This is a genomic window from Leptospira fletcheri (assembly GCF_004769195.1).
GTDB lineage: Bacteria > Spirochaetota > Leptospiria > Leptospirales > Leptospiraceae > Leptospira_B > Leptospira_B fletcheri.
Genome location: NZ_RQET01000009.1, coordinates 121,630 through 145,925, shown reverse-complemented (window position 1 = coordinate 145,925; position 24,296 = coordinate 121,630). Strand labels below are relative to the sequence as shown.

Annotated in this window: 23 protein-coding genes; 14 read left to right on the top strand and 9 right to left on the bottom strand. The window is 47.9% G+C overall.

The features are described from left to right. The first annotated feature begins 1 nt into the window (after position 1). From EHO60_RS12755 to EHO60_RS12715, 9 genes are all read left to right on the top strand, one after another. The gene (locus tag EHO60_RS12755) at positions 2–400 is read left to right on the top strand and encodes a hypothetical protein (protein ID WP_135768586.1); all 399 of its coding nucleotides are present in this window, start codon (positions 2–4) and stop codon (positions 398–400) included. Then, entirely contained in the window at positions 397–750 is a 354-nt protein-coding gene (locus EHO60_RS12750; RefSeq protein ID WP_246028304.1) for a hypothetical protein, read from the top strand. Before EHO60_RS12755 ends, EHO60_RS12750 begins: the two co-directional genes overlap by 4 nt. Before the next feature lie 4 nt (positions 751–754). Beyond that, a complete protein-coding gene (locus EHO60_RS12745) occupies positions 755–3,307 on the top strand; it encodes a TonB-dependent receptor plug domain-containing protein (protein ID WP_135768585.1) in 2,553 nt (850 codons plus the stop codon). Then, a complete protein-coding gene (locus EHO60_RS12740) occupies positions 3,304–3,804 on the top strand; it encodes a hypothetical protein (protein ID WP_135768584.1) in 501 nt (166 codons plus the stop codon). Before EHO60_RS12745 ends, EHO60_RS12740 begins: the two co-directional genes overlap by 4 nt. A 73-nt stretch (positions 3,805–3,877) precedes the next feature. Beyond that, complete coding sequence (locus EHO60_RS12735) at positions 3,878–4,492, top strand: MotA/TolQ/ExbB proton channel family protein (RefSeq protein ID WP_135768583.1); 615 nt, start codon at positions 3,878–3,880, stop codon at positions 4,490–4,492. 26 nt (positions 4,493–4,518) lie between these two features. After that, positions 4,519–4,923: an ExbD/TolR family protein gene (locus EHO60_RS12730; RefSeq protein WP_135768582.1), complete on the top strand. Its 405-nt coding sequence runs from the start codon at positions 4,519–4,521 to the stop codon at positions 4,921–4,923. A 15-nt stretch (positions 4,924–4,938) separates the two neighbouring features. Next, positions 4,939–5,595 (top strand): energy transducer TonB, encoded by a 657-nt coding sequence (locus tag EHO60_RS12725; protein WP_135768581.1) that lies wholly within the window; start codon positions 4,939–4,941, stop codon positions 5,593–5,595. A gap of 189 nt (positions 5,596–5,784) precedes the next feature. Then, complete coding sequence (locus EHO60_RS12720) at positions 5,785–6,237, top strand: LIC_20196 family exoprotein (protein ID WP_425460301.1); 453 nt, start codon at positions 5,785–5,787, stop codon at positions 6,235–6,237. A gap of 13 nt (positions 6,238–6,250) precedes the next feature. Further along, positions 6,251–8,656: a C1 family peptidase gene (locus EHO60_RS12715; RefSeq protein WP_135768579.1), complete on the top strand. Its 2,406-nt coding sequence runs from the start codon at positions 6,251–6,253 to the stop codon at positions 8,654–8,656. Positions 8,657–8,753: 97 nt separating this feature from the next. Here EHO60_RS12715 and EHO60_RS12710 read toward each other — a convergent pair whose 3' ends face one another. Genes EHO60_RS12710 through EHO60_RS12700 form a run of 3 tightly spaced genes read right to left on the bottom strand, consistent with a single transcriptional unit; the run spans position 8,754 to position 11,999 of the window. Beyond that, positions 8,754–10,127 carry an EAL domain-containing protein gene (locus EHO60_RS12710; protein WP_425460297.1) on the bottom strand — a complete coding sequence of 458 codons (1,374 nt, stop codon included), beginning with the start codon at positions 10,125–10,127 and terminating at the stop codon, positions 8,754–8,756. Positions 10,128–10,182: 55 nt separating this feature from the next. Next, positions 10,183–11,613: a UTP--glucose-1-phosphate uridylyltransferase gene (locus EHO60_RS12705; RefSeq protein WP_135768577.1), complete on the bottom strand. Its 1,431-nt coding sequence runs from the start codon at positions 11,611–11,613 to the stop codon at positions 10,183–10,185. Beyond that, positions 11,601–11,999: a hypothetical protein gene (locus tag EHO60_RS12700; RefSeq protein ID WP_135768576.1), complete on the bottom strand. Its 399-nt coding sequence runs from the start codon at positions 11,997–11,999 to the stop codon at positions 11,601–11,603. Before EHO60_RS12700 ends, EHO60_RS12705 begins: the two co-directional genes overlap by 13 nt. Before the next feature lie 53 nt (positions 12,000–12,052). Here EHO60_RS12700 and EHO60_RS12695 point away from each other — a divergent pair, with 53 nt between their 5' ends. After that, positions 12,053–12,880, top strand: a complete 828-nt coding sequence (locus EHO60_RS12695) for an esterase/lipase family protein (RefSeq protein WP_135768575.1) — start codon at positions 12,053–12,055, stop codon at positions 12,878–12,880. Here the strand turns inward: EHO60_RS12695 and EHO60_RS12690 are convergent. The 3 genes from EHO60_RS12690 to EHO60_RS12680 are packed head-to-tail and all read right to left on the bottom strand — an operon-like array spanning position 12,877 to position 16,823. Next, positions 12,877–13,422 (bottom strand): CsgG/HfaB family protein, encoded by a 546-nt coding sequence (locus EHO60_RS12690; RefSeq protein ID WP_135768574.1) that lies wholly within the window; start codon positions 13,420–13,422, stop codon positions 12,877–12,879. The two genes, EHO60_RS12695 and EHO60_RS12690, sit on opposite strands and share 4 nt — an antisense overlap. A 10-nt stretch (positions 13,423–13,432) precedes the next feature. Then, on the bottom strand, positions 13,433–15,568 hold the full coding sequence (locus EHO60_RS12685) for a 7TM diverse intracellular signaling domain-containing protein (RefSeq protein WP_135768573.1): 2,136 nt from the start codon (positions 15,566–15,568) through the stop codon (positions 13,433–13,435). A gap of 22 nt (positions 15,569–15,590) precedes the next feature. Further along, positions 15,591–16,823, bottom strand: a complete 1,233-nt coding sequence (locus tag EHO60_RS12680; protein WP_135768572.1) for a TraB/GumN family protein — start codon at positions 16,821–16,823, stop codon at positions 15,591–15,593. A gap of 223 nt (positions 16,824–17,046) precedes the next feature. Between EHO60_RS12680 and EHO60_RS12675 the strand changes: the two genes are divergently transcribed. From EHO60_RS12675 to EHO60_RS12660, 4 genes are all read left to right on the top strand, one after another. Next, positions 17,047–17,553, top strand: coding sequence for a chemotaxis protein CheD (locus EHO60_RS12675; RefSeq protein WP_135768571.1), 507 nt, complete (start codon positions 17,047–17,049; stop codon positions 17,551–17,553). A 6-nt stretch (positions 17,554–17,559) separates the two neighbouring features. Continuing rightward, a complete protein-coding gene (locus tag EHO60_RS12670) occupies positions 17,560–18,411 on the top strand; it encodes an HDOD domain-containing protein (protein WP_135768570.1) in 852 nt (283 codons plus the stop codon). After that, complete coding sequence (locus EHO60_RS12665; RefSeq protein ID WP_135768569.1) at positions 18,408–18,947, top strand: shikimate kinase; 540 nt, start codon at positions 18,408–18,410, stop codon at positions 18,945–18,947. Before EHO60_RS12670 ends, EHO60_RS12665 begins: the two co-directional genes overlap by 4 nt. 203 nt (positions 18,948–19,150) lie before the next feature. Next, positions 19,151–20,044 carry a tyrosine-type recombinase/integrase gene (locus EHO60_RS12660; protein WP_135768568.1) on the top strand — a complete coding sequence of 298 codons (894 nt, stop codon included), beginning with the start codon at positions 19,151–19,153 and terminating at the stop codon, positions 20,042–20,044. Positions 20,045–20,126: 82 nt separating this feature from the next. Here the strand turns inward: EHO60_RS12660 and EHO60_RS12655 are convergent, their stop codons facing one another. Genes EHO60_RS12655 through EHO60_RS12645 form a run of 3 tightly spaced genes read right to left on the bottom strand, consistent with a single transcriptional unit; the run spans position 20,127 to position 24,239 of the window. Next, positions 20,127–21,563 (bottom strand): MFS transporter, encoded by a 1,437-nt coding sequence (locus EHO60_RS12655; RefSeq protein ID WP_135768567.1) that lies wholly within the window; start codon positions 21,561–21,563, stop codon positions 20,127–20,129. A 33-nt stretch (positions 21,564–21,596) separates the two neighbouring features. Next, positions 21,597–21,965, bottom strand: a complete 369-nt coding sequence (locus EHO60_RS12650; RefSeq protein ID WP_135768566.1) for a hypothetical protein — start codon at positions 21,963–21,965, stop codon at positions 21,597–21,599. Between the two features lie 48 nt (positions 21,966–22,013). Further along, entirely contained in the window at positions 22,014–24,239 is a 2,226-nt protein-coding gene (locus tag EHO60_RS12645; protein WP_135768565.1) for an adenylate/guanylate cyclase domain-containing protein, read from the bottom strand. Between the last annotated feature and the right edge of the window lie 57 nt (positions 24,240–24,296).

Here is a 24,296-nt window from a genome sequence, read left to right as displayed (position 1 = left end):
TATGAATCGATATGCGAACTTCGCGATATTCGGCGCTACCCTTGCTATTTTGGGGGCATGTTCCGGAACATTCTCCCGAACGGAAGTCGGAGGAAGGGTTCGAGAAATCCAACTGATGGACTCCGCCACCATCGTCAGAAGTACGGACTATGACGAGTTAGGCATCTCCACCGGAGAAAGCTCCGCATTCTTTCTGTTCGGACTCATCCCTGTCACGAACCCCATCAATATGGACTACGCGTTAAGCGAAGCCGTTCGGAAAATTCCCGGCGGAAAATCCCTCGTCAAAGTCAGGTACTGGCACGAAACTCATCTTTTCTTTCCGGTCGGAACCGTCAGCATATTGAAAGTAAAAGGCATGGTGGTGGGAGCTCCTCCGAGTGACGAGGAAATAAAATGACGGGATCCTCGCTTCTGGGTCGGATCTTCTGCGCAACATTATTCTTCGTTTGCGGGAATTGCGTTCGCCAAGATCTGGTTTCCCAAGGAGATTCCAATAGCCAAATTTATGCGGCCGCGGAATATCTTTCCCGAAAATGCGGAACTCCGATACCTACACCTTTTCCGATCGCGATCGGGGACATCCAGAAGAGAAACCTAGATCTCTGCACCATAGCCATCACGAAATCGGATTGCCCCTTTGTCAGTTATCCGATCGCATGTCTTCTCATTTATGTCGATCAACCGGCGGGAAATATTCCGTGGTACACGAACTTCAAGGACTTCTACGTCACCCCCAAGGTTCCTTAACCCCATGAAACGGCTCGGTCTCAAAATCCTTCTCTTGCTGGCACTTGCACCGGCGGATATTTTCGCCGAAGTCGCGTTTAAGGGACGTTTGTTTTCCAGACAAAAGGGCCAAGGAGAATCGAAAGCGAACGTTCTTCTGTTCGAAACCAAAAAATTCTACAAAACCGATGCGGAAGGATACTTCGACGCGGTCGTGCCGAAAGCGGGAACTTACACGTTTCGTATCCTTCGCTTGGAGGGAATGCAGGAAATCCGCGGGAATGTGGACGCGTCCGGTCAGTTGGTCACTCTGTTTATCGACGCGGACTCGGCATCCGGAGGGATTGGAATCGGGGGCACGAAAAGCGGAGGCGTCACTTCCAAGGGTTCCATACAGGTGACTGCCGAGCGGGAAAAACCCATTCTTTCCCGTACGACCATCAAGTACGACGAGATCAAGCGGATGCCTGGTACATTCGGAGAACCTCTCCGCTCTCTCGAAACCATCCCGGGCGTGGTTCCAGTAGCTTCTTTCGGCGGAGGTGCGAACAATTACGTGATTCGGGGAGCCGACCCGAATACCAACCTGTACCTTGTGGACGATCTTCCCATCCTCTATCCTTTCCACTTGGACGGATTGAGTGCGGTTGTAAACGCAAACCTGATCAAATCCATAGACGTATATACGGGAGTGTATCCCGCCAATTTTAACAACGCCCTCGGAGGGGTGATCCACATTGACACTGTCGATAAGGTCGATAATTCGCAAAAGAACCTGATCATCTCCGCTTGGGCCACAAGCGCGAATATCATGACCCCCACTTTCGGAGGAAAAGGATACATCGTCGCGGCGGCCCGAGTGGGATATTTGGATAAGACCTTCGGAGATTTAGGGAGTCGTTTAGGTGTGGGATTGCCGGACGGACTGCGTCTTCCTCATTTCGTGGATTCTCAGGTCAAGTTCGTTCATAATTTCAGTAACGAACACCAGATCTCTTTCCACTCTTTCACTTCCAAAGACGATTTCGCGTTGAACGCGCCTCCCAAGGCGAATAACGACCCTACCAAGGATCCCTTTGCCGCGATCGCAGGAGCGAATGTTTCTATCGGACAAGGATTCCGGACCCAAGCCTTGAGATATACTTGGAAACCCGTCCAATCCTTTTCGAATCGAATCACATTGATCAGTTACGATCCCTTCGCGGACAACAATATCTCTCTTGGTACCATTCAAGGAAAGAACCGGGCCAGTGGAGCTTATAACGGAATCCGACAGGACGCGTTCTTCGACCCGAATCGACACCTAAGCATCGAGTTCGGTTCCGAATTTAGAGCTTTGGATTACTCCACCGTAGGTTCGGCAATCGTAGTGACGAACCCGAACAACCAAAGCCCGAATCCTTACGACACGCAAAACCCTGCGTTTAAAACGGTACCGAACAATGTGTACGCGAAAGGGACGTATTATAACTCCTATGTCACCACAAAACTACGCTTCGGAGGATTCCAATTCGAACCAGGCGCTCGTTACGATTACATTCCTTACGTCCATCATAGCGCTCTCGGCCCGAGGGGACAGGCCTCGTACAAATTCGAAGGAATCGGTAAAGGAACGACTCTCTTTGTCGGTGGCGGGGATTTCTATAACTTCCCGTTGGACACCCGATTCAATAAGGATAGCGGAAACCCCAACCTGAATTTCCAAAAAGCGTTTAAATATGGAGGAGGGATAGAACAACTTCTGGAAGGGGATTACCAGATCAAAGGGGAAATCTTCAAGCAGGAGTTCTCCCACCTCATCGTAAGCGATCCCTATGCGACGGAAGCCATAGGGGTCAATCCGGACCCGTACAGCAGGGTTTTCCAACCTTATATCCTAAATAAGAACGTCAATTATTCCAATAACGGTACGGGCTGGTCCCACGGGTTCGAGATGGTACTTCGCAAAAATTCCCGCCCCGGAACTAGAAATTGGTTCGGCTGGATCACCTATACCTGGTCCCAAACCTTCCGGAACAATAATATTTTTACTCCGAATCCCGGAGATCCGACACTTACGGCGACCCAAACGTATTTAGCCCAATTTTACCACAATTCCAAGCAAACCCTTTATGATTACGATCGCACCAACGTAATCAACGTGATTTACGGTTGGCGTTGGAGCCAAGAATGGCAATTCGGAGCTAGATGGTCCTACTTGACGAACACACCCTATACCCCGATTGTAGGTGATGATGGGGGTCGTTTCAGCAATCCTGCGACTGGACAGACCTATTGGAGTCCACAATATGCGAATAACCCTTTTCTAGGAAATTACACAAATTCGCAAAGATTGAAGCCGTACCATCGACTTGACATTCGGATTGACCGATTCTTTAATTATGAATGGGGTTATATGAATACTTTCCTGGAAATCATTAACGTGTATCTCCGGGACAACGTAAACGGAGAAAGTTTCAATACTACCAGGCCTTTTTCCGGTACGAACCCCACTCCTAGTCCGACGTTCGGAACATTGAAATTGCCCGGCGGAGTTATCTTTCCGTTTTTTAACGTGGGCTTGGAGGTGAAGTTTTGAAGAATCCGACGATCTCAATCGTTCACTTCCGTTCTTATCCTCTCGTGATCCTAGCAGGATTCCTGCTCTCTTTCTGTACGAACACAAACGATAAGTCTTCCAAACGAAACGCGGATCCCGGATTGATTCTTCAATCCTTGTTGCAAAATTCACCGGATCCGAGTTCGGAATGCGTCCGTTCCTACCGTGCGGAAGAAGCGTGTCTGAAACAAACGGCGGACCTTCCCCAAATCGACGAACCCGGACTTTCAGAAATCCTGTCAGGGAACAAAACGAGCACATATTCCGGATATTGCTCTTCCTTACTGTCTTCGGAATCTTTCACGAAATTAAACCCGAAAGCTCAGGAATGCGTGTTCTCTTGCAATGAATCGTATTGGTCCGAATTACGTTCCGCGAACAGATGCACGGGACAAAGCTCGGATCTGATCTCCGGTTCTGGATCGGATTCCCTATCCTGTATACGCAATTGTTCCAGTATCTCCTCCGGTCTCTGAAAAACAGGGAACAAAAACGGAATGACGACGATCCTATCCTACGAAAAAACAGAAATTAGGAAGGAAAGGTAGAATGAACTTTGAAATACTCGTAGAAATCGGAGAATCGGCGATATTCATTATTATGATTATTGCAAGCATCGTCGCCGTCGCGGTGACGGTCGAGCGTGCCATTATCTTCTTCAAAAATACGAAGGATTCCAAAGCTCTTTTACCGGAAATCGTTCGTACGGTCCGCAACGGAGACGTATCCCAAACCGCGAAATTTACGGAAAGCCATCCGGAAAACGTATACGCTCGCTTCTCGAATTTCGCCGCAGAACATTCCAAGAACGGAAAAGAAAGCTTGGCGGAACTCATGGAAGGACAAGCCATCGGAGAAAGAGTCTCCTTCGAAACTAGACTTTCCATCCTGAACACCTTAGGGAATAACGCGCCTTTTATCGGTCTCTTGGGAACCGTATTCGGGGTCATCAACGCATTTTATCGCCTCGGCACTTTGGGAAATACCGGCGCGGAAGTGGTGATGAGAAGTATCTCCACGGCATTGCTCGCGACCGCAGCCGGATTGGCGGTCGCCATACCGGTAGTGATGGCCAACAACTATTTCACTCGTAAGTTAAAGATCATTCAGTCCAACTTGGACATCCTAGCGAAGGAATTTTTGGCGAACCTTTCCCGAAAGTAAGGACTCGTAAATAAGGAGGAAAGGATATGGCGGGGCAAACCTCTTCCGGAGATGGGGAAGAAATCGGAAATATCAATATCACTCCCATGGTGGACGTGATTTTGGTATTGCTCGTGATCTTTATGGTCACTGCGAATTTCTTGAAAAAAGAATCCATCAACATTAATCTTCCGAAGGTTCAAGCTGCGGATCCAAACGTAGCTCAATCCGTGCAAGTCGCACTTACCAAAGACGGAAAAATCGTTCTGGAAGGATCGGAGACGACTGCGGAAAAGTTAGGATTCCAATTAGCCAGGGACGTAAAGATCCGTCCGAATATGAGATTAACCCTCTCAGCGGATTCCTCCATTTCCTACGGCAAGATCGCCGAGACAATGGGAGTCATCCGAAAAGCCGGAGTCACCAGGATCGCTCTTTCCGTAAAAAGGTAATTCGGACGCCGATTGATGAACGCAAAATTACTCACTCTCCGAGACTCGTTCCTCGATTGGTACGAAAACACGAACCTTTGGGACCGCTGTTTGTACGGTTCGATTTTAGTGCATTTTCTGTTTTTCGGAACTTACTACGTGGTTACTCATTGGAAACCCGGAGAAATCGATTCGGATCGATTGGAATTTCAGGACGTGGAAGTGGACATCCAGGACATTCCCCCGGAATTGATCGGAGGAGAAAATTCTCCCGCTCCGGTGGAAAAACAGGAATGGGTGGAAGGTTCCGATAAAGACGGGAAGGATCCGGAAGACAGCGAAGTAGATCCGAACAAACTCAACGGAGACGGAACGGACAAAGACGGTTTTTTGTACGCTTACATGGGGGACAAACCTCCTACACCTATCATTGACTTCGACTTACGGGATTATTTTCCCGAAAAAGCGAAATCCCAAGGAATCTCCTACGCGGATACGATTCTGGAAGTCCGAGTGGATGAACAGGGAAATCTGATCGACGCAAAAGTTCTGAAAGCGGGAATCAAAGGATACGGCTTCGAAGAGGCGGCAATCCGGGTCGTAAAAGCCGCGCGCTGGAGTCCCGGTTACGTGAAAGGTAGACCCATCAAAATGAACCACCGTATTCCCGTGAATTTCAAATTGGACGATTGACCTCCGGGATCGGTCGGATTCCTCCCTTTTTACACCCGCGTCGTTTTTGCAAGAAAATTCGTTAATATCTTTTTTCCCGATCGGGGGTTTCCGAAACGATTCCCGTAGGAAAATCGGTTGAAAAGGATCCGTCTTGGGAGGTAAGGTAATAAGCCCCGTCCAAAACATCTTTTGGGAGCGACGAGAATGATCCGTCTGACCGTTTTCCTGGCAACCGCCTTCGTTTTTCTGATAGTCCCCGTATATGCGCTGACCCCTCCGCCCGGCTTGGAGTCCCAGGTCAACCATTCGGATTTTATCATCTTAGCGAGATTGTCCAACGTAAAAGAAAGTAAAATCTCCGCTCAATCGGTCTCGGTGACCGCCAATGTGGAAGTCCTGAAACCGATCAAAGGCGGACCGGAATTGCCTTCCAAATTCGATCTGGCCTTTATGATTTTCCCGGAATATTTCGGAAAATGGCTAAAAGCCTCCCCTCAGGAAGGAGATTATATTCTTTTTTTAATTAAGAAAAAGGTAAAGGATAGCAAGGGAAAAGAGACGGAAGTGGTTGCACTTTACGAGCCTCACCCTTACGCCTTTCGCGAATATTCCAAGGAATTGGAAGAAAAAATACGATCCGAGATCAAAAGCCAACCGTAACAAGGAGTGACGAATGCGAAGATTTAAATACATACCCTATCTAATCTCGATCCTGCTGCTCGCGACGAGCGGTATATCGGGACAACAGACGAGAATTCAGTCCTTAGGAATGAAACAGGAGCCGTTCGAGCTCCTATCTTCTCTAAAGGAAGCGAACCCGAACCGAATCTCGCATAGAGGCTTAGCGTCCAGCGTCGACCTTTCCGATTCGATGCCTCCCGTAGGGGACCAAGGGCAGCAAAGCTCCTGTGTCGCCTGGTCCACCGCTTACGCCACGAAATCCTATTTGGAATACGCGGGAAGAAAGGGGGCGTCCAACTGGACCCTCCGGAACACCGACGGATCCCCCAACTACTCATCTATTTTTTCACCGGCATTCATCTATAACCAGATCAACGGCGGCAGAGACAATGGTTCGTTGATTTCCGACGCGATGAAATTGGTGGTCGAAAACGGTGTCGCGACCTGGGACGCAATGCCGTATAATCCCAACGATTATATGACCAAACCCAACCAGTCGGCTATAGACGTCGCGCTCAAACACAAGGCCAAAGATTTCATGAGAGTGCGGCAGTCGGATCCGAACGAGGTCAAAAACCAATTGAACGAGGGTAGACCCGTAGTAGCTGGAATCATAGTTTACGAAAACTTTATGAATCTCAAAGGCCAAGAGATATACAAGGACGGAGTAGGAAAGACCTATGGAGGCCACGCGATAGCGATCGTAGGATACGACGATTCCAGAAACGCCTTCAAGTTCATCAACTCCTGGAGCACCCAGTGGGGAGACCAAGGATACGGTTATATAGATTACAAATGGTTCTCTAAAGTCTGCCAATCCGCCTTCGTGCTTGTGGACCAAGCGCCTCAAGAGCAGATCACCGAACCTACTCCGACCCATAACGATACCAATCAACCGATAAACCCCGAAAAGACCAAACCGGTTCCGCCCAAAGAGATCGCGGCTTCGCAAGGTTCGTTTGCCGATAAGGTCCAGATCACTTGGGAAAGTGTCGCGAACGCCGTGGGTTACGAGATCTATCGAAAAGGACCGGGAGATTCCTCCTTTGCAAAAATCGGTCTTTCCCAATCCAACGGCTTTACCGACGACGGAATTCAAAAAGACGTGGCTTATTCCTATAAGGTGGTTACGTTAACGGATTCGGATTCCTCCGATCCTTCGGATGGAGAGGCGATCGGTTATGCCAAATCGCAAGAGCAGAAGGCTCCCACGAAAGTCGTAGGACTCAAGGCAAGCCAAGGTCAATATTCCAACAAGATAGACCTGACCTGGGAAGCTATCGATGATGTGACGGAATACAATATCTACAAATGGAACGCAATTCAAAAGAAATACGTGTCCGTCGGAAAAAGTAAGACGAACTCTTATGCCGATCCCGGAGCGGCCAAAAACGGAGTCACGGAATTTTATGTGGTTTCCGGAGTGAGCGGAGGCAAGGTCGGAGATCCGTCGGATGCGGCTGCCGGAACCACTGCAAGGGCGAACTCCAAACCGCCGAAACCTCTGGGTTTGATGGCGACAAAGGGATTGTACAATAGCAAAGTGGAATTGAGATGGCAGAAAGTCGACGGCGCCTCCAGATACCTGATTTACCGCTATAATACCGGCGGGATGTTCGGAGGCGGTTCCTGGGCAAAACTCGCGGAAGAGCCAAAAGAAAGTTTCATCGATGAAAAACTCCCTTCTCAGTATGCGTACTATGCCGTTGCTGCGGTAAATCGAAACGGAGTCGCGGGTCCTTTTTCGGATTACGCTTACGGATACATAGACCCGAACAAACATAGAGGGGAAAGGCTTCCTTCTCCCACGAATCTCAAGGGGAGTCTGGACCAAAAAACCGGCAGAATGTCTCTGAAATGGGAATCGGTGAAAGGCGCTTCCGAATATTACGTTTACCGCAAAAAGCGGGGATCTTCCTCCTGGAACTTCCTGGCTTCCAGCGGCAAAACGCCGACGTTCACTTCCGATCTTCCCGAAAAGGAAACCTTCTATCTCTATTCCGTTACGGCAAAAACGGATTTGGGAGGAGAAAGCGAATACTCGGCTCCGGTATCCGGGGTCCTATCCAGCGCAAAACCTGCTCCGGCGAATAGGGCTTTCGGCGGAGATTCCACATTAGAGAAGTTTAAAGGGCCTTGGACCGCCATGTCTTGGGACGGATCCAAAGGCGTGAATCAGGTGCTTTTGGAGATCGAAAGCCAAGATAACGTGAATTACGTGGTCAAATTCAATAAGCAGAAGATCTTCGAAGGAAAGTACGTGGAGAATAGCCCAATCATCGACAAGGAAGGTAAATTCAGGATCGAGATAGAAAAAACGGGCGACGCTCTTTCCGTAACCCTAAAGGACAACGGAATCCTGAACCAGAAATCCACCTTGAGTTTCCTGAAGGAATAAAGGCGAATTCCGGTAATATTCGAAGCGTGCGCGGATCTCAGTCCGCGGCGCTTTCGGGAGATTTACGGAAACGGTGGAAAAATCTTAAGCGGCCTTATTAGGCCAAAGAAACTTCTTTCGCTAGAGAGAATATATTGCCGGTTTCCTTCAATCTTTGAGTCAGCTCGGAGGAACCTAAAATTTTCGTAACGGCCGCCTCGGGAAGCTTTTGCATTTCCTTAAAACGATCCTTATATTCCTGGATCCGGATCTTTCGGCAGAACAAATTCGCCTGGAAATAATACACTTGGTGCGTAATCAGGAAGTTCAGGGAGTCCAGGTCCTCCAAGGCTTCCGCCGTTATGATTGCCTCCCGGTTGTCAGATAATCGACGGCAATAATCGATGAACGCCAAGTTATCTAGGAACTTCGTAAGATCCTGATCCGCCTTGAATTTGAAACTGATCGGGTCGAGTTTGAATTCCTTGATCATTTCCCCCAAATCCAGCACCACTTGGTGGCTTTGGCTCTTTACTCCGAAATCGTCTGCGGCAAAGCTGATCCCGAAATTCCAAAACCGTCTACACACGGACTTTAGGGTGGCCTCCCCTTCTTCGTACGGTTTTTCGATCAGCTCCATCCGTATATTCTGGGGATTCAGGTTCTGCTTCAAAAGCAATTCATGGAAACGGGTTACTTTCTCGTCCGTATCGAACGTATCGATCAACGTCTGGGGCGAAATATTGAATTTCAGAAGACCGGGGGAACCGTTACAGGACATGATCAGTTTTTCCAGGATGAGCAGTTCGATCCGATTCAGATCCTGATCGTGGGGAATGTCCCGGATCAGATCAGCATAGCCCGCATAAGCGACGCCTCCCACGAACACTTCGCCGCCTTTCATTGAGAAGGTATGGTCTCTGTGGTTATAATGGATAATCGGTTGGATTACGGCATCGGCCCGGTCACTCGCAAAGTAATCGTTGACTCGATTCAAATATGTCCAACTCCAGCGTACCAGATTGTCCTTGAGGTTCTTGAGGGAAGAGGAATCCAATTCCCGGAAGATTTCCTCCACATAGGAAATAAAATTACACTGGGTCCGTCCGATTCCGAAATCGAAATTCAAACTTCCATTCCGGACCGCACCGTCGTGAAATCTACCGATGGCTGCGTCGAAATTGGTTTGATTTTCGAAGTTCGATTGCTCCACGGGAGCGACTCCGATCAATAAATTCTTTTTGTCTCCGTATGTATAATATCTCAGGGAGTCCTGATGGGTGGGATCCGTTTCCGCGATTTTCTGCGGAATCAACTGTATGAATTCCACCAAAGAAATGGTGGAGATATTCTGAAACCGTAACAGGAAAATCGGTTTGCCCCGATTTTCGTTGATGAAAACGGTTTTAAACTGTTCTAAGTCCCCAAAATCGAAAGACCTTAGCCTGAAGTTCTGGGAATTTGTCATTTCGCCTTCGACTTTTATCGCCATAGGAGCGGACGGTTTACCCTATCGCCCGTAGACTGGATTTTAAACGACTGTTGTTTTATGTAAAGCGGAAACGCACTACTTCATTCGAGATTCGATTTTTACCGAATTCCGAAACTCTCCTTTGTCCTTTTCCCGAATTTGAAATAGTTACGTCACCTTCTATCTCTAAAGGAACATCGAAAAGCACATCCCCTTCCACTTTGAGAGAGGTGCAGTGCACCAATGAAGGCAAGCTCAACATCCTCTCGTTGAAGTCGTTTATCCTCTTATAATATATTTCATCCATTTGCACCACAACTTCTCCTAGGCCCGCTTTTTTTCGTTCGGGAGACATGCTAATGGAAAAATCGGAGTTCAAAGAATATGCGTCCGATCTCCGGACCAGATAGTCCTCGCATTTTTTTACGGGGGCAAAGCGATCCCGCGGGACGATGATTCCTCTGGCTTTGGGAAAATTCTGGATCGCGGAACCCATAGCGGTTTCCAACTGCAGCACTTCCTTCCCCTCTACCTTCTTAGGATTCACGATAAGAGACAAACGGAAATCCCCCGAATTCAATCTCTCCTTCAACGCGTCCAAACGAATCCAAAGGTTATTCGTGGAGAAGCTGCGGAATTTACCCAAACCTTCGAACTCCTGCATGTACTCGGATGGAACTTGTGCGGTCTCCAACAATTGGCAGTTCCGTTTTTCTCCCCCGACGATCCGCCTGAAAATAGCTCCTCCCTTTTTATCAGCGAGAGTCTTAGGAGTCATCTCCATACAGAAATCCAGGTTTTCCTGTAACATAAATTGGACGATGCCCGGATGTACCATCGCTCCCAAATTATCCCCGTTCGAAACGAAGGCGATCTTGTACCCCTTCTCTAACAACGAATCCAGGATCCCGGTTTCCTGAAGCGTAAACCAAATATCTCCGTGTCCGGGCGGACACCATTCCTCGTTTTTATCCCCGGTTACGGAAAGCGGTTGTAAGGAATCCTTTAAAAGCCTAGGGACCTTATGTTGCAGGAAAGTGCTGGGAAAAGATTGGGAAAAACCGATGCGTTTCAACTCTTGCTGACTCTGTTCGATTGTGCTGAAACTATCCATAAAGAGAAGAGGCACTTCTATATCGTATTCTTTTCGTATGGTTCCGATTTGTCGCGCGATGATCTCTAGGAAGGACATCCCTTCCTTGATTTCTATCAGAGACTTGGGACCGGACAATCCCATACTCGTTCCTAAACCGCCGTTCAGTTTAATCACCACCAATCGGTTCAGCACCGAGTTGTCGATCCGGACCTGCGATTCGATTTTTTCCAAAGAGATTTCATCCGTCTCCGGATCCAAATCTCCGACTTCCCTCCAGTCGACCATTCCGGTTTCGCCGTTTCGGACCGCGTCCACTTTCGTTAAAAAGTCCGCGATAAATTCGCCCGAAAGCTTCTCACCTCTCATTTTTTCGCGAACCAAGCGTTCCGACTCGGCCTTCATCGAATCCATCGTAATCTCCCTTTCGCATCATACGCTTCGTCGAATTCCCCTAGTACGATCTCGTACTTTTCCTTGGCGGAAGGATCGTAGTAAAGTTTTACCTTCACTTCTCTTCCCGCCTCTCTTCGAACGGGCTTTTCCCCTTCCTCTTCGTACTTGGGAAGAAATACGAGATAGGCATAGATGTATACCGTCTTTTTGGAAGACTTTCTATATTCCAGGATGCCCTTACCGCTCAAATCCCGCTTTACGATTCGGGTAAATGGAACGGGAAAAGTGGAGTTCCACGTCGAAACCAGAATCTTATCCAACTCGGCATATCTAGGGATATTCGAGTAGACAGGTAAGACCACAAAGAGAAAGATTAACAGCGACTTTGTTCGTTTTCCGCGCATCGTAGAGTCTACCGGCATACTGCAACAAACCCCGGATACTTCAAGCCTTTCGTATGAAAAAAACCTTTGCACTTGTGAGTGAATCCTACTACTTCATTGTGGAGATTTGCTCTCTGATCTTTTCGATCGCGACCTGCATGATGTCCGAACAGAAAGCGGAAGAAAACGAAAAAGTCGATATTTTGATCGTTCCGGGATTTCTTTCCGGGCCTATATATTACAAAAAACTTACGAGAGCTTTGAAGGACGCCGGCTACCGTGCGAGAATCCTGAAAATTCCCCCCTTCTTTAGGGATACGAATCGAGTAGTGAATCTTTTAGATTCCCAGTTAAGAAGTTTGCCGGATAAGTACCTTGTGATCGCTCACAATACCGGCGGACTCTTAAGTCTATTATCTCCGGACACTTCTAGAAGGAAAATCGGCACCTTGATCACGTTAGGAACTCCGTTTCAAGGTACGAATCTCTTCCGCTATTTCGGCCCCAAAGATTTGCGTTGGAAGTCCCGTCTTTTGGAAAGTCATTTCAATACTTTTCTATTCATGGATCGATTCCAACCTCTTTCACCTTGGAAGGAAATGTTCTTTCTTCCCAAAGAATCCTCGGAATTCGGACAAGGGAGGGACCTCTGGTTCGATGTGGTCGGTAATTTCAATCTGGTAAGGGTGGGAGAAAATCTACGTACGATCCGGGATTACCTTCTAAAGAATTATCCCCCGGCTTCCGGTTCGATCGAGAACTCGGACCCGAAACCGAAGGATGTTCCGCGATCGAAACCCCGGAAAAAAACTCCCGATAAAAAAGGAAAGAAAAGCCTACCCGCTAAAAAGAAAGCCGTCGAAAAAGGGAAAAAGAAGAACGGAAGAACTTCAAGACGTTAGATCGAAGTCCTGAATTGGGAGTAGGTATCGTCGTCGGAATCGAACCTGATTTCCGCCGCGGCAAATATGACTCCGGACAAGGAAACGATACGCAAACTTAAAAGAAAATCCTGATCCTCGAAAACGATCTGTCCCAAGAGGAGGTATTCCGCTCCCGCCAATCTTCCTATGGAAGCGGTCTGATCGGAGAGCACGAGTCCGCTTTCCTGGAAGGTCTGTTCCCCGATCACTCGATTCAAACGATCCCTTTCCAATAGGAGAAAGATTCCCGGCTCGAACAATTCCTTGGTCAAACGATCAGCCAAAATCGCACCCAATCTGGACTTGGATCCGTCTCCGTTGACTATATTCATCATTCCTAATCTTCCCGGAAGTTTTGCGGATTGCGCAGCTATGGACGCTTTGAATTGGCTCTTGAGATCGGAAGCGACGATTTTGACCGCCGAAGGAGCGTCCGACGCTTTTCCTCTGGTTCCTAGGGAGGCGCAGTCCAAGGCGATCAGTCCGAACGCCATCCATAAGTAAATTCTTCCGAAACGCATTCCGACCCTCCTAGAAATATTTCACCAGAGTCACCTGGTTCCCTTTGCTGTTGAATTTGACCAAGTCGAAAGTGGACAAAGTGAGAACGATTCCCCTGCCGTGCAGCAAACCTTCCGAATTCAACCTTTCCATTCCGGTTTTCATGACCCTGGCATGATTGAAACCCTTCCCCTCGTCCGTAATCCTGACTCCGATCCGCCCGGGAGAAAGAGAATACTCCACTTTGACTTTCTTTCCCTTATAATAGGGATCCTTTTGTCTTTCCTGGACGAAACGGAAATAATTTCCTTCTTCCATCGCCCTGGTCTTTTCGTCGAAACTGATGTTGAGATTTCCGTGCTCGATCGCGTTGATGATCATCTCCCGAAAACAATTCCGCATGGAAATGATCGCATTAGGATCGATGAAACGGAATAGGTTTGCGGTCAGTCTCTGGCTGAGAAGTTCCGCATTTTGCAGGTAATTGTTCGCGACGAAGACCAATTTTTCCTCGTCCACGTATCTAGCCATCAAGTCCTGGTCGGGTTCGTAAGCTCTTCCCAATATTTCCTTTTGCCCTTCGTATTCCAAAACCTGAAACTGGACCTGCAGCTCTTTCGGCTCTCCTAGATACTTTTGAAGGAACTCCGCAAGAAAGCGGACAGGCTTTCCTTCCGAAGACAGCTCCTCCAGTTTTTCCAGAACGAAGAGCTTTTTATAAGCGTCCTGGATTCCGCCGGATTTGTATACTAGCTCCATAAAATTCTTATCGACCACTTCCTGAGGCTTAAAACCCAGATGCTTTGCAACAGATCGATTCGCGGCCAGGATCGTCCAGTTCTGATCTATCGAAAAAAGGAAATCCTCTTCCGCTTCGAAGAGACTCCGATACTTGGCCTCCGAAGCCTCGGCTTCCGTCCTAGTCCTATCCAATTCTTCGACGCGCGTACCTAATTCCTCGGAAAGCCTTTTGATCCGATCCGCCAATCCGAGGGATAAGAGGCTTACCTCCATCACGGAACCGATCTGGATTCCGTACAGAGTGACGAAATTATCCGACAGAAAGCCGAAGGATCTGATTCCGAAAATAAAACTGAAAAAAATCAGCACGGACCAAGCCAATAGAAAAAACCGGGCTTCTCTTCTTCCTGCAAGAATGCATTGCACTCCGTTAAAGATCAGGAATCCCCAGGTCAAGAACATGACCGCCAGACTCGCCATAATGGAAGCGCGGTAATTCAGGAATGCTAAAGAGGAGATCATTCCGAAAATCTGGAGCCCGAAGAGCAGGTAATAAACCTTAGCCGTCTTCGGAGTATGGCGAGCGGCATCCAAAAAGGAACGACCGAAGATGGAAGCGTTTAAGAGACCGAAAAAAATCAACAACGGAAGGCTGAAATTCCCCCAAACGACGGAGTCTCTCCAAAGGTATTGGAAAGAAAGTCCGTTCAAGGTAAACTGGAACAATATATAACTCAAAATGTAGATTACGTAATAGAGATAACTCCTATCCCGAATGGAAACGAACAGGAAGAGGTTGTAGACCACCATGATCAACATGGAACCGTAATACATTCCTAAGGCCAATTGTTCGCCGAACGCGTGTTCCGCGAACTTGTCGGGAGAGAAGGCGAGAAACGGCAATAAAACGGAGCTGTTGGAAGAAATCTTGAAAAAGATTTCGCGGCGGCCCATGGGTGTTTCCGAAAAAGAATACGCGAAATTCCTATGCTCGATTTCCCGGGAATCGAATCTTCGCATATCTCCGGAGGAATTGACCGGCTCGTCCCCCTCTTCTCCGACGTATAGATCCACGTAATCCAGCAAAGGATAATCGATTTCCAAAATCCAATCCCGTGAAACGGATTTGGGATTGGTTACCACCAATCGGACCCAAATCGCATCCGTAGAGTATCCTATACTGTTCCGTTCGATCGGACGAAACGCCCCTTCTTTGGAGGCGGAGCGAACCTCCCGGAAACTCATTTTTGAGGAAGGATCTTTTAGGATGCTTAAGTACGGTAAAAGAGAAATCCTGCCCAGTCCTTTGCTTACGTCAAATTCCTGAACTACCGATTCGGAACCCAATCCCGTACAAAGGAAAAGATAGAATAGAAACGCAGTGAAAGAACCGAAACGATGAAAAATTTTCCGAAGACTTCGCATCGAATTCTCTGCCTATGTTTACCTAACCGCCTAAAATCTGGCCGAAGAACCTGGTAAAAATCTCCGACAGTTTCCGGAACAATTCCGCGGTCACGATGAAAGTTCCGATACTACTCCCGATCTGCGGAAGCATGAAGACAAGAAAGATCCGGATCACGTTGTTTTGCCAATATCCTCCGAACCTTTCGGAATCCTCTCCGATCTTTTCGAAATCTTCCACTAACGGCTTTCTCAACCATGATTCGGATAGGGCCGCAATCCAGCCCGGCTTGATGATCGGATTAAAATTTCCGATTGGTGCGGCGATAAATGCAAGCAATATGGAAATCGGATGGGCTAAAGCGATCAGCGCTCCGATCGCCGCCAAAGTACCTTTTACAAGAACCCATCTTACCAAAAAATCCTGCCCGGCTTGCCTGCCTCCGAAGAGGACCAACGTCGCGACCAGACTCAGAATGATCGCAGGAAACAAAAAGGGACGAATCTTATCCCAAGTACCTTTTTCGGGAAGAACGTCCAGGTGTTCCAAAGAACGGTCCTGTCCGATGTTTTTCATGATCCCTTCCAAATGCCCCGCGCCTACCACCGCAAAGATCCGTCTGCCGTGTTTCGAAGCGTCGCGAATCTTTTGCGCGAGATACGCGTCCCTTTCGTCAATGATCACATTCTTTACGGATTCGTAATGCGAAGGTAGTTGGGAAAAAAGGTCCTTCAACACGTCGTCCGATTTCATTTCCTCGATTTTTTCCGGAGAAATCTCTTCCTTTACGAATAAGGAGGTCACTAGGGCGGAGAAGAGAAGCATCCGATTCCAGAAGCCGACCTTCCACCAAGCCCTTTTTAAGGTCGTGGAAATCTCCCGATCGACGGGAAAAATCTTAGCCCCCGTTCGCTCCCCTTCCTCGATCGCTTTTCTCATTTCGTCGCCGGGGCGGATGCTTCCATTCCCCATTTTTTTCTGGAAGGAGGATAGGATCAGACTCGAAAGAAGAAGCCACATCTTTCTTTCTCGAAATACCTTGAATATATCCAGCTTCTTCCAATGGTCCGGATCCTTTACCGACCGCATCCTGGAGGAACAGAGTTCCACGCAGACCACATCCGGTTTCTTTTCGGCGATGATACGCGAAACTTCCTCTATGCTCTTCTGGCTAATATGGGCCGTACCGAGGATCGTGATCGACGATCCGTTCAGTTCCAGAGTTCGTATGGGTTCGGGGGAGGAGGCGTTTTGCACGGTGACTATGGATTCCATTTCTATTTCCGGATAGTTTCATCGGATCGCAAAGAGATGAAACTCTATTTTTATCCTGAATCGCAGATTTCGGGCGGGTTTTTTCGTCTTTTCTACGTCTCTTGAAACGATGAGAAGAATCAGGATTCTTTTCGAAAAAAATGATTTGAAAGGAATCCTCCCGGGAGCAAGACTAACCGCCGTTTTCACAAGCTCTCGATTTAAGAAATAAAACCTTCAACCTATGCTCAATAAGGACATAAAAATCATCAACGTAGGAATCGCCGATCTCCAGGGGGGGCAATCCCCGTCCGTAATCCGGACTACTCTCGGTTCCTGCATCGGGGTCGTACTCTATGCTCCGGACAAGAAAGTCGGTGCCATGGCCCATATCATGTTATCCAAGGATCCGACGGGAAAAGACGCGGTTAAGAACCCTCTGAAATATGCAAACACCGCCCTTCCCGAACTGATCAAAAAGATGGAGGAACTGGGGTGCTCCAAGGGAGAATACCACGCGCGCCTTTTCGGAGGAGCCTCCATGTTCAAAGGAATGAGTTCGAGCTTTCTCCAAAACATAGGGGAACTGAACGTATCCGTGGCAAAGGAATTCTTAGCGAAGGAAAACATCAATCTGTTGGTGGAGGACGTGGCGGGACACGAGGGAAGGACCATCAGTTTGTATTTGGAAGACGGAAGAATCCTGCTGAAAAAAGGCGGATTCGAAAAGTACCTCTACAAGGTCAGGTAGGCGGAAATGAAGGAAAAGATAGACCAACTCTTCGAAAACGAGGCCCAGCTCCCCAAAATCTCCTCCGTAGTGAGTAGAGTCATGGAGATGGTAAGCAAACCGGATGTGATCATCGCCGATCTTGCCAAGGAAATCTCCAAAGATCCGGGTTTAACGGCGGCAGTGATCAAGCTCTCCAACTCCGCCTATTACAGACCGACGAAACCGGTGAAGACGGTACAGGAATCTTTGATGACCCTCGGGATCAAAACGGTAAGGGAAATCATTCTTTTGACGGAAGCCAAAGGACTCTTAAAAAAAGACCTGAAAGGCTACCAAGTGGACGGAGAATCCAATTGGATGCATTCTTTGACGGTAGCGGAATTAGCGATGCGGATCACCGTCCAAAAGAAACTGAAGTTCGACAAGGACATCGCATTTACCGCCGGACTCCTGCACAATATCGGGAAGGTCGTGTTAGCGGAGTTTTTTCCGAATGTGTTGATACAATTCAGAACGGAATTACAGAACTACCAAGGATCCTATAAGGATCTGGAAACAAAGTATTTCGGATACACTCACGAAGAAGCCGGAGCTCGGCTTTTAGCGAAATGGAATTTTCCGGAAGAATTCGTGGAAGCGGCCCATTTCTATACCGATCCCGAAAAGGCTTCGAATTTTCCGGAGCTCGTCTCCGTAATTCACATCGCCCATTGCATTGTTATTTTGAGTGGAATGGGAATTGACATCGGAGGCTTACGCACGCCACTCTCCCCCCAAGCACTCAAAATCGTGGGAGTGACGGATAGCGACCTGCAGATGTACTATACGCTTCTTCCCGAGATTGCGAAGCATCTTGCGGAGCTAATCGCTGTTTGAAAAATATCGCGTTGATCGGCCCTAGAGGGGTCGGCAAATCCAAAATTTCCCGGAAGCTAGCCAAGATTACGGGAAGACCCATGGTCTCCACAGACATGATTGCCGTTTACGAAACGGGTGGAATCTCTATTCCGGACTTTATCCGGAACCACGGGGGCAATTGGGAACCCTTTCGGAATTTAGAATATGCTATATTAACTAGATTGTCCGGTTCTAAAGGATTGATTCTAGATTGTGGTGGAGGGATTCTTTTCGACCTGGATCCCTCCGGAAAGGAAATCCTAAGCGATCGCAAAGTCCAAGTTTTGCGAGAAAATTATACCGTGGTATCCCTATCCCGCCCTACATCGGTGTTAGTGGAAAAAATCCAGAACGACCCCACTAGACCTCCTCTTAGTTCAATTCTTTCTTATAAAACAGTCTTGGAATCGCGATTACCCCATTACAGAGCACATTCTGATTTTCAAATTGCCTTAGAGGAACGCAAAATAGAAGAGGTCTGCGAAGAAATATTACGCAGAGCCGGCTGGCTTTGATTCAACTAAAGCGATTTGCCTTAACTTTAATCTTTGCTTACGTACCGAAGTTTCGGAAATAAGAAATCACTTTACGGGATTTTGAATTTCTCGAAATCTTCGTTAAACGACCTTGTCTAAGTTCCCTTTTTTCGAACTTGGAACGGGGTCTTTTTTTAATACAAACACAAATGCGATGATAAAGAAACAGCTAGAGGTTGCATATGTTAGATACGGAAATCCCGAAGAAGAACAGAGCTTCATTCGAGAAACTGATCAAAGTGATAAGGCAGAGAAACTATAAGAAAGCGACGGAATACACTTACTTAAGATACAATCTGGACTTCCTGCTCTTTGCGGACAAACCCGCGGAAAAAGTGGTTACGAAAGATATCGAAAAATACATAGAACATTTAAAAAAGAGGAAAGTATCCTCCTCTACGATCCAAATCAATATCAGTTCCCTGAAAATGTTCTTCGAAGAAGTCCTGAATATGGACGTTTTCAACGACTTCGAAAGACCCGCTAGAGAATACAAGGCCCCGAAAGTCCTTACGATACGCGAAATCACGGCCCTATTGGAGATTTCCGCCGACTCTCCCAGATCCAATCTACTCGTAGGTTTGGCTTATTACGCCGGTTTGCGGGTGGGAGAAATCGTGCGTCTCAAATGGGGGCAATTCGATTTGTCCAAGAAAACCTTATTCGTGGATTCTCCGGTTCCGACACAGAAGAGAACGGTACTTTTAGACGCCGATCTTCTCAAAATTCTAAAGCGTTTCGAAAAGGAAGCGGGAGCGGAAAAAGGAGCGCATCTCTTTCCGGGAAAATTCCAGGGGAAACCGCTGACTTCCCGGAATGTAGAACGTTTGATCGGAGATCTTGCAAAGGAAGCCGGAATCAAAGCGGTAGTCACGCTTTTTACCCTCAGGCATAGTCGTGCCGTCCACCTTTTGGCGGAAGGGGAAACTTTAGAGGATATCCGGGATTTCCTGGGTCACAAAAGTCTCGCCACGACCGAGAGTTACTTGCCTATCCGTAAGAACTTACGCCCCCAGGTCCGCCAAAAACATATCCAAGACGCTTTAAAGGAAATCCGTAAGAAATATAGAAAATGAAATTCCAGCTCGAGCGGAGCGACTTGTCCGATCGGACGTTTTTGCCCACTTCGCTCTCTCGACTTAATTTCTGAGTAATATCTTAACGATTTAGAATCTTCGAATGTAACGTATTTTTTTCATATATATCGTTCCGCAATCTTCTCCTACGGATCAGCAGCGATTGGATACGCTTATGAGCCGAGTCCGTTAAGGGCATTTTAGAGAAAATCAAAGCCCCCGCGATAAAAAGCGCTCCGACAAAAGGACCGAACAGAAGAGCTAAATTCCAACCGAGACCGGGAGCCTGAATGGAGGAACCTTCCCGGTATCCGATCGATTGTAATAAGAAACCGAGAGCAGCCAATCCGAAGGCTCGTACCAATTTCGTCGCCATTTTCCAAAAACCGAAATAGGCCCCTTCTTCCTTGCGCCCGGTCACCAACTCGTCATAGTCCACCACATCGGCGACCAACGAATCGAATAGCAAAACGGAACCTGCACAAATTCCTCCGATAAAGGCGGCAAGCAAAGGCGCTTCGTAGGACCCGGCGGGGAAAATAGGATAGACGATTACCGTCATGATCCCTAAAAGTAAGCTTCCCCAAAAGGCGGGGAGCTTTTTTCCGTACTTGCCCGCCAGAAAAAGCCAAAGAGGAATGGAAAGAACCAGAAAAAAAACGAAAGGGAGAAGGATACGGACGACCACCTGAGATCCCTCCAACAACAATCGTTGTTTATAATATAATAAACCGATGGAGGAATTCACGGTTCTCGCCAGGGACGCGATCAAGAAGGCGGCCAATAGCGGGCGAAAATACCGATTTTTAAGAACGGAGGCCAGAGATCGGAGAATTTCCCGCCGGCCTAGTCTTCCTGCCGACCCTCTTTTTTCTTCGGTTAGGTCCCTGCCCTGAGTCACCAGGTAAGACAATAAGGAAGTGATCAAAAGGAGGCCGCCTATCGATTGAGCGGCGAGGCCTCGGGAACGAAACAAGTCCCCTCCGTGAGCAAAGAAGGCCGGCAACAATAGCCCCGACAAAAGTCCTAGATTGGCAAAGAACAACCTCCATCCGAAAATTCGATTCCTGGATTCCGGATCGAAGGACAATTCTCCGCCGAGAGCGATATGTGGAACGGCGAGTACGGTCATGAAGGTATTCACTAGGGAATAAGTCGCCAAAAGATATAAAAACTTAGAAACTTGCGTCTCCAGATTCGGAGGAGAAAAGAGAAAATACAGGGAAAGACCGAGCAGAAATCCCCCCGCAAGAATGTAGGGTCTTCTCTTCCCCCATCTCGATACCGTGCGATCGGAAAGAATCCCCATCAACGGGTCGCTGATCGCATCCCAAAGAATCGCGAACATCATGGCGAGGCCGAACAAGGCGGGTTTTAACCCGACCGCGACCACGTAAAATTCCAAAAGATAAATCTGGGCCAGCGTTTCTACGGCCGAAAGTCCGATCTCCGCGGAGGCATAACCCGCCTTGGTTCCTTCGGAGACCGGCTGCTGGTCGGAATCAAGTTTAGAGAGCATCGCCGGATTCCGAATCCAAAAGCGCCTTCTCTTTTAGAAGGGCTTGTAAACCGCGATCGTAGCCGCCAAAACGCCTAAAATCGGAAGTAGGAACCACAGACTTTTGGCGGCGGCGGGCTTTTTATAAAACACGGTAAGTAAGGCTCCGAACAAGAGCCAAAAACCGAACTTAGCCGCGACCCAACCCGGCCAGGGCCATATGATCCCCAATCGAGCCAACATTCCGAATCCTCCTAAAAGAATCAGGAAGAGGCCGATTCCGTGAGTCATGGCGATCAACTTCCGAGGCGCACTTTCCTTCGTGCCTCCGTTGATCGCGTGCAAAGCGATTCCTCCGAAGGCCAGAAACAAAAATAGGATTCCTAGAATATGTACGAGTTTATAGACGCTGTAAGAAATCATCCGGGATAGATTCGTTGATCGCCTTTCCTCCGGAAAGTCAAAAAACGTCTATTTTTCCAATAGATGCTGTACTCCCACCCAATTTCCTAAAGGAGGAGTTTCGATATATTCTTGGCATCGTTTTCTATACAGAATCGCGACGATGTCTTCCGGGAACACTTTCAACGCTTGTTCGAAATTCAGCAGAGCTTCTTTGAAATTTCCGACCTTATACAATATGATCCCGAGGGATACCATAGGTAAGGTAGCCTCTTTCAGCTTGCGGATATGCGGGTCGTCCGCTTCGAACACTTCGTAGATGATGATCGGTTGGCTCTTTCCTTTTACCACGACCGAATCCACTTCTCGGATGGAGATGTCGTCGGCGATCGTCAGACTGGAGAGAGTTTGCTGTGTGATCAGAATGTCGGACTTGTAGAGACTAGTAAGACTTTCCAAACGGGAAGCCACGTTTACCGTATCGCCGATCACGGTGGTATCCAGACGATCGGAAGAACCCACCGTGCCTAACATCAGGTTTCCAGTATTGATTCCGATTCCGATCCGGACTCCCCTGAGATGTCCTTCCTTAACTTCTTCCTCCAAATCCCGAACTCTTCTTCGCATCGCGATGGCAGCATACACTGCGCGGTCCGCTGCGGATTTTCCCACCCAACGGTCCGGAGTTTGCGTCTGCTGTTCCGCCGAAAAAAGAGCGAGAATCGCGTCTCCCATGAATTTGTCCACGAATCCGTCGTATTTCTGAACGAGAGGTTCCATCCGAGCCAGGTAACCGTTGATGAAACGGAAATTCTCCTCGGGAGTCATCTTTTCGGAGATGGTCGTAAAGGATCGGATGTCCGTGAATAAAACGCTCATTTCCCGGAGGACCGAATCCCCGAGGTTGACGTCCACGGCCGAATCCTTTCCTAGCACGCTCAGGAATTGCATGGGTACGAAACGGAAAAAGGCGTTCTTTTGTCTCGCCAGCTCCAATTTCTGGTGACTCAATTCTATATTCAAATCCTCCGATTGTTTGTACAGCTCTATGAAACGGTTCGCTAGGATCGCAGTAAGAGATATTACGAAAAGCAGATATGCAAATTGGGTGAATCGGATACCCAACCGGAAAAACACGGAGTCCAAAACGTCGTACACCGCGATGAATACGATGACGAAGAGACTGATCGCCATCAAGGAAGCGTCTTTCTTTCTCAGATAGACGGCTTTGCCGATGAAATAGAGCAGATAGCCCAAGGAAGGAATGATCGATAATTGCCAAAGTCTGAGGCTGGTCATCAGATACGAAAAAGGCGCAAACAAGGAAAATAAGAATATCGCAAAGCCCCAAACGCTCATGACTAGAATCCAGGGATTGGGAAAAGCCCTGCCGTAAAAATAATCGTGCAGAAAAAGTAGAAACAAGGGAGCCAATAACGCAACCGAGCCGTACTCGATCCGTGTAATGATCGCGGTATCTGAAATCACCTCGAAGCTAAGGGAAGAACGGCTCAAAGAATAGAGAGCCATAAAGATCGAGAAAATTCCGAAATAGAGGTTGTACTTGTCCGAGGATCGTTTCGAAAAAATCAAAAGATGATACAGTCCGAAGAAAACGTAGATCGTATTTAAGCTCAGGTTGAGAAGGATTCCCGCTTCTCTTGCGAAATCGAATCCTGTGGAAATAGAATATTCTCCATCCACGTAAAAACCCAAATCCGGATTTTTAGGTGCGAGAAGTTCCGGCAAAGGAACGGTCGGAGCGTCGCCGAGCAGCCGGAAAACGAGAGTGTTCGAACCCTGCTTCAACAAGCTGGAATCCACGGAAAGTCGCAACTCTCGGACCGTTCTCCGTTGGGTGATCCTTCCTTCCGAAGAAACGTGGACTTCGCTTTTTAACGAGTGGCCGTTCAAAAAGATTTCCCAATTTTCTCCGATCGAATTCAAAAACAAGGAAATCGGTTCGGTAAAGGTGGATTGTTTCGGATCCTCTTCCAATTGGAATCGGGTTTCGAGCGTGAATTCCTTGAGACCGTCGGATACTTTAGATTCGTATAAAGAATTCAGAACGATCGGAAAAGATCCGATTTTCTTCACCCCTGCTTCGTGCTCGTCGAATCCGTTCCTGAATTCCGGTGCGAAACCTTCCCGAACGTACCAATCCAACCTTTTTAAATCCAGGTTTTTCCACGAGCCGCTACCTTCGGCGGTTACCGAAAGAGTCAGGAAGAAATATAAGAGAAAAAGCGAATGAAGGAAAGCGGGACGAATTTTCGGTTTCTGATGAAGCGACATGCGTTGTATATATGTTCCTTTTTCCGGAAAATCCGTCCGGATCAGCTTCGAAAAAAC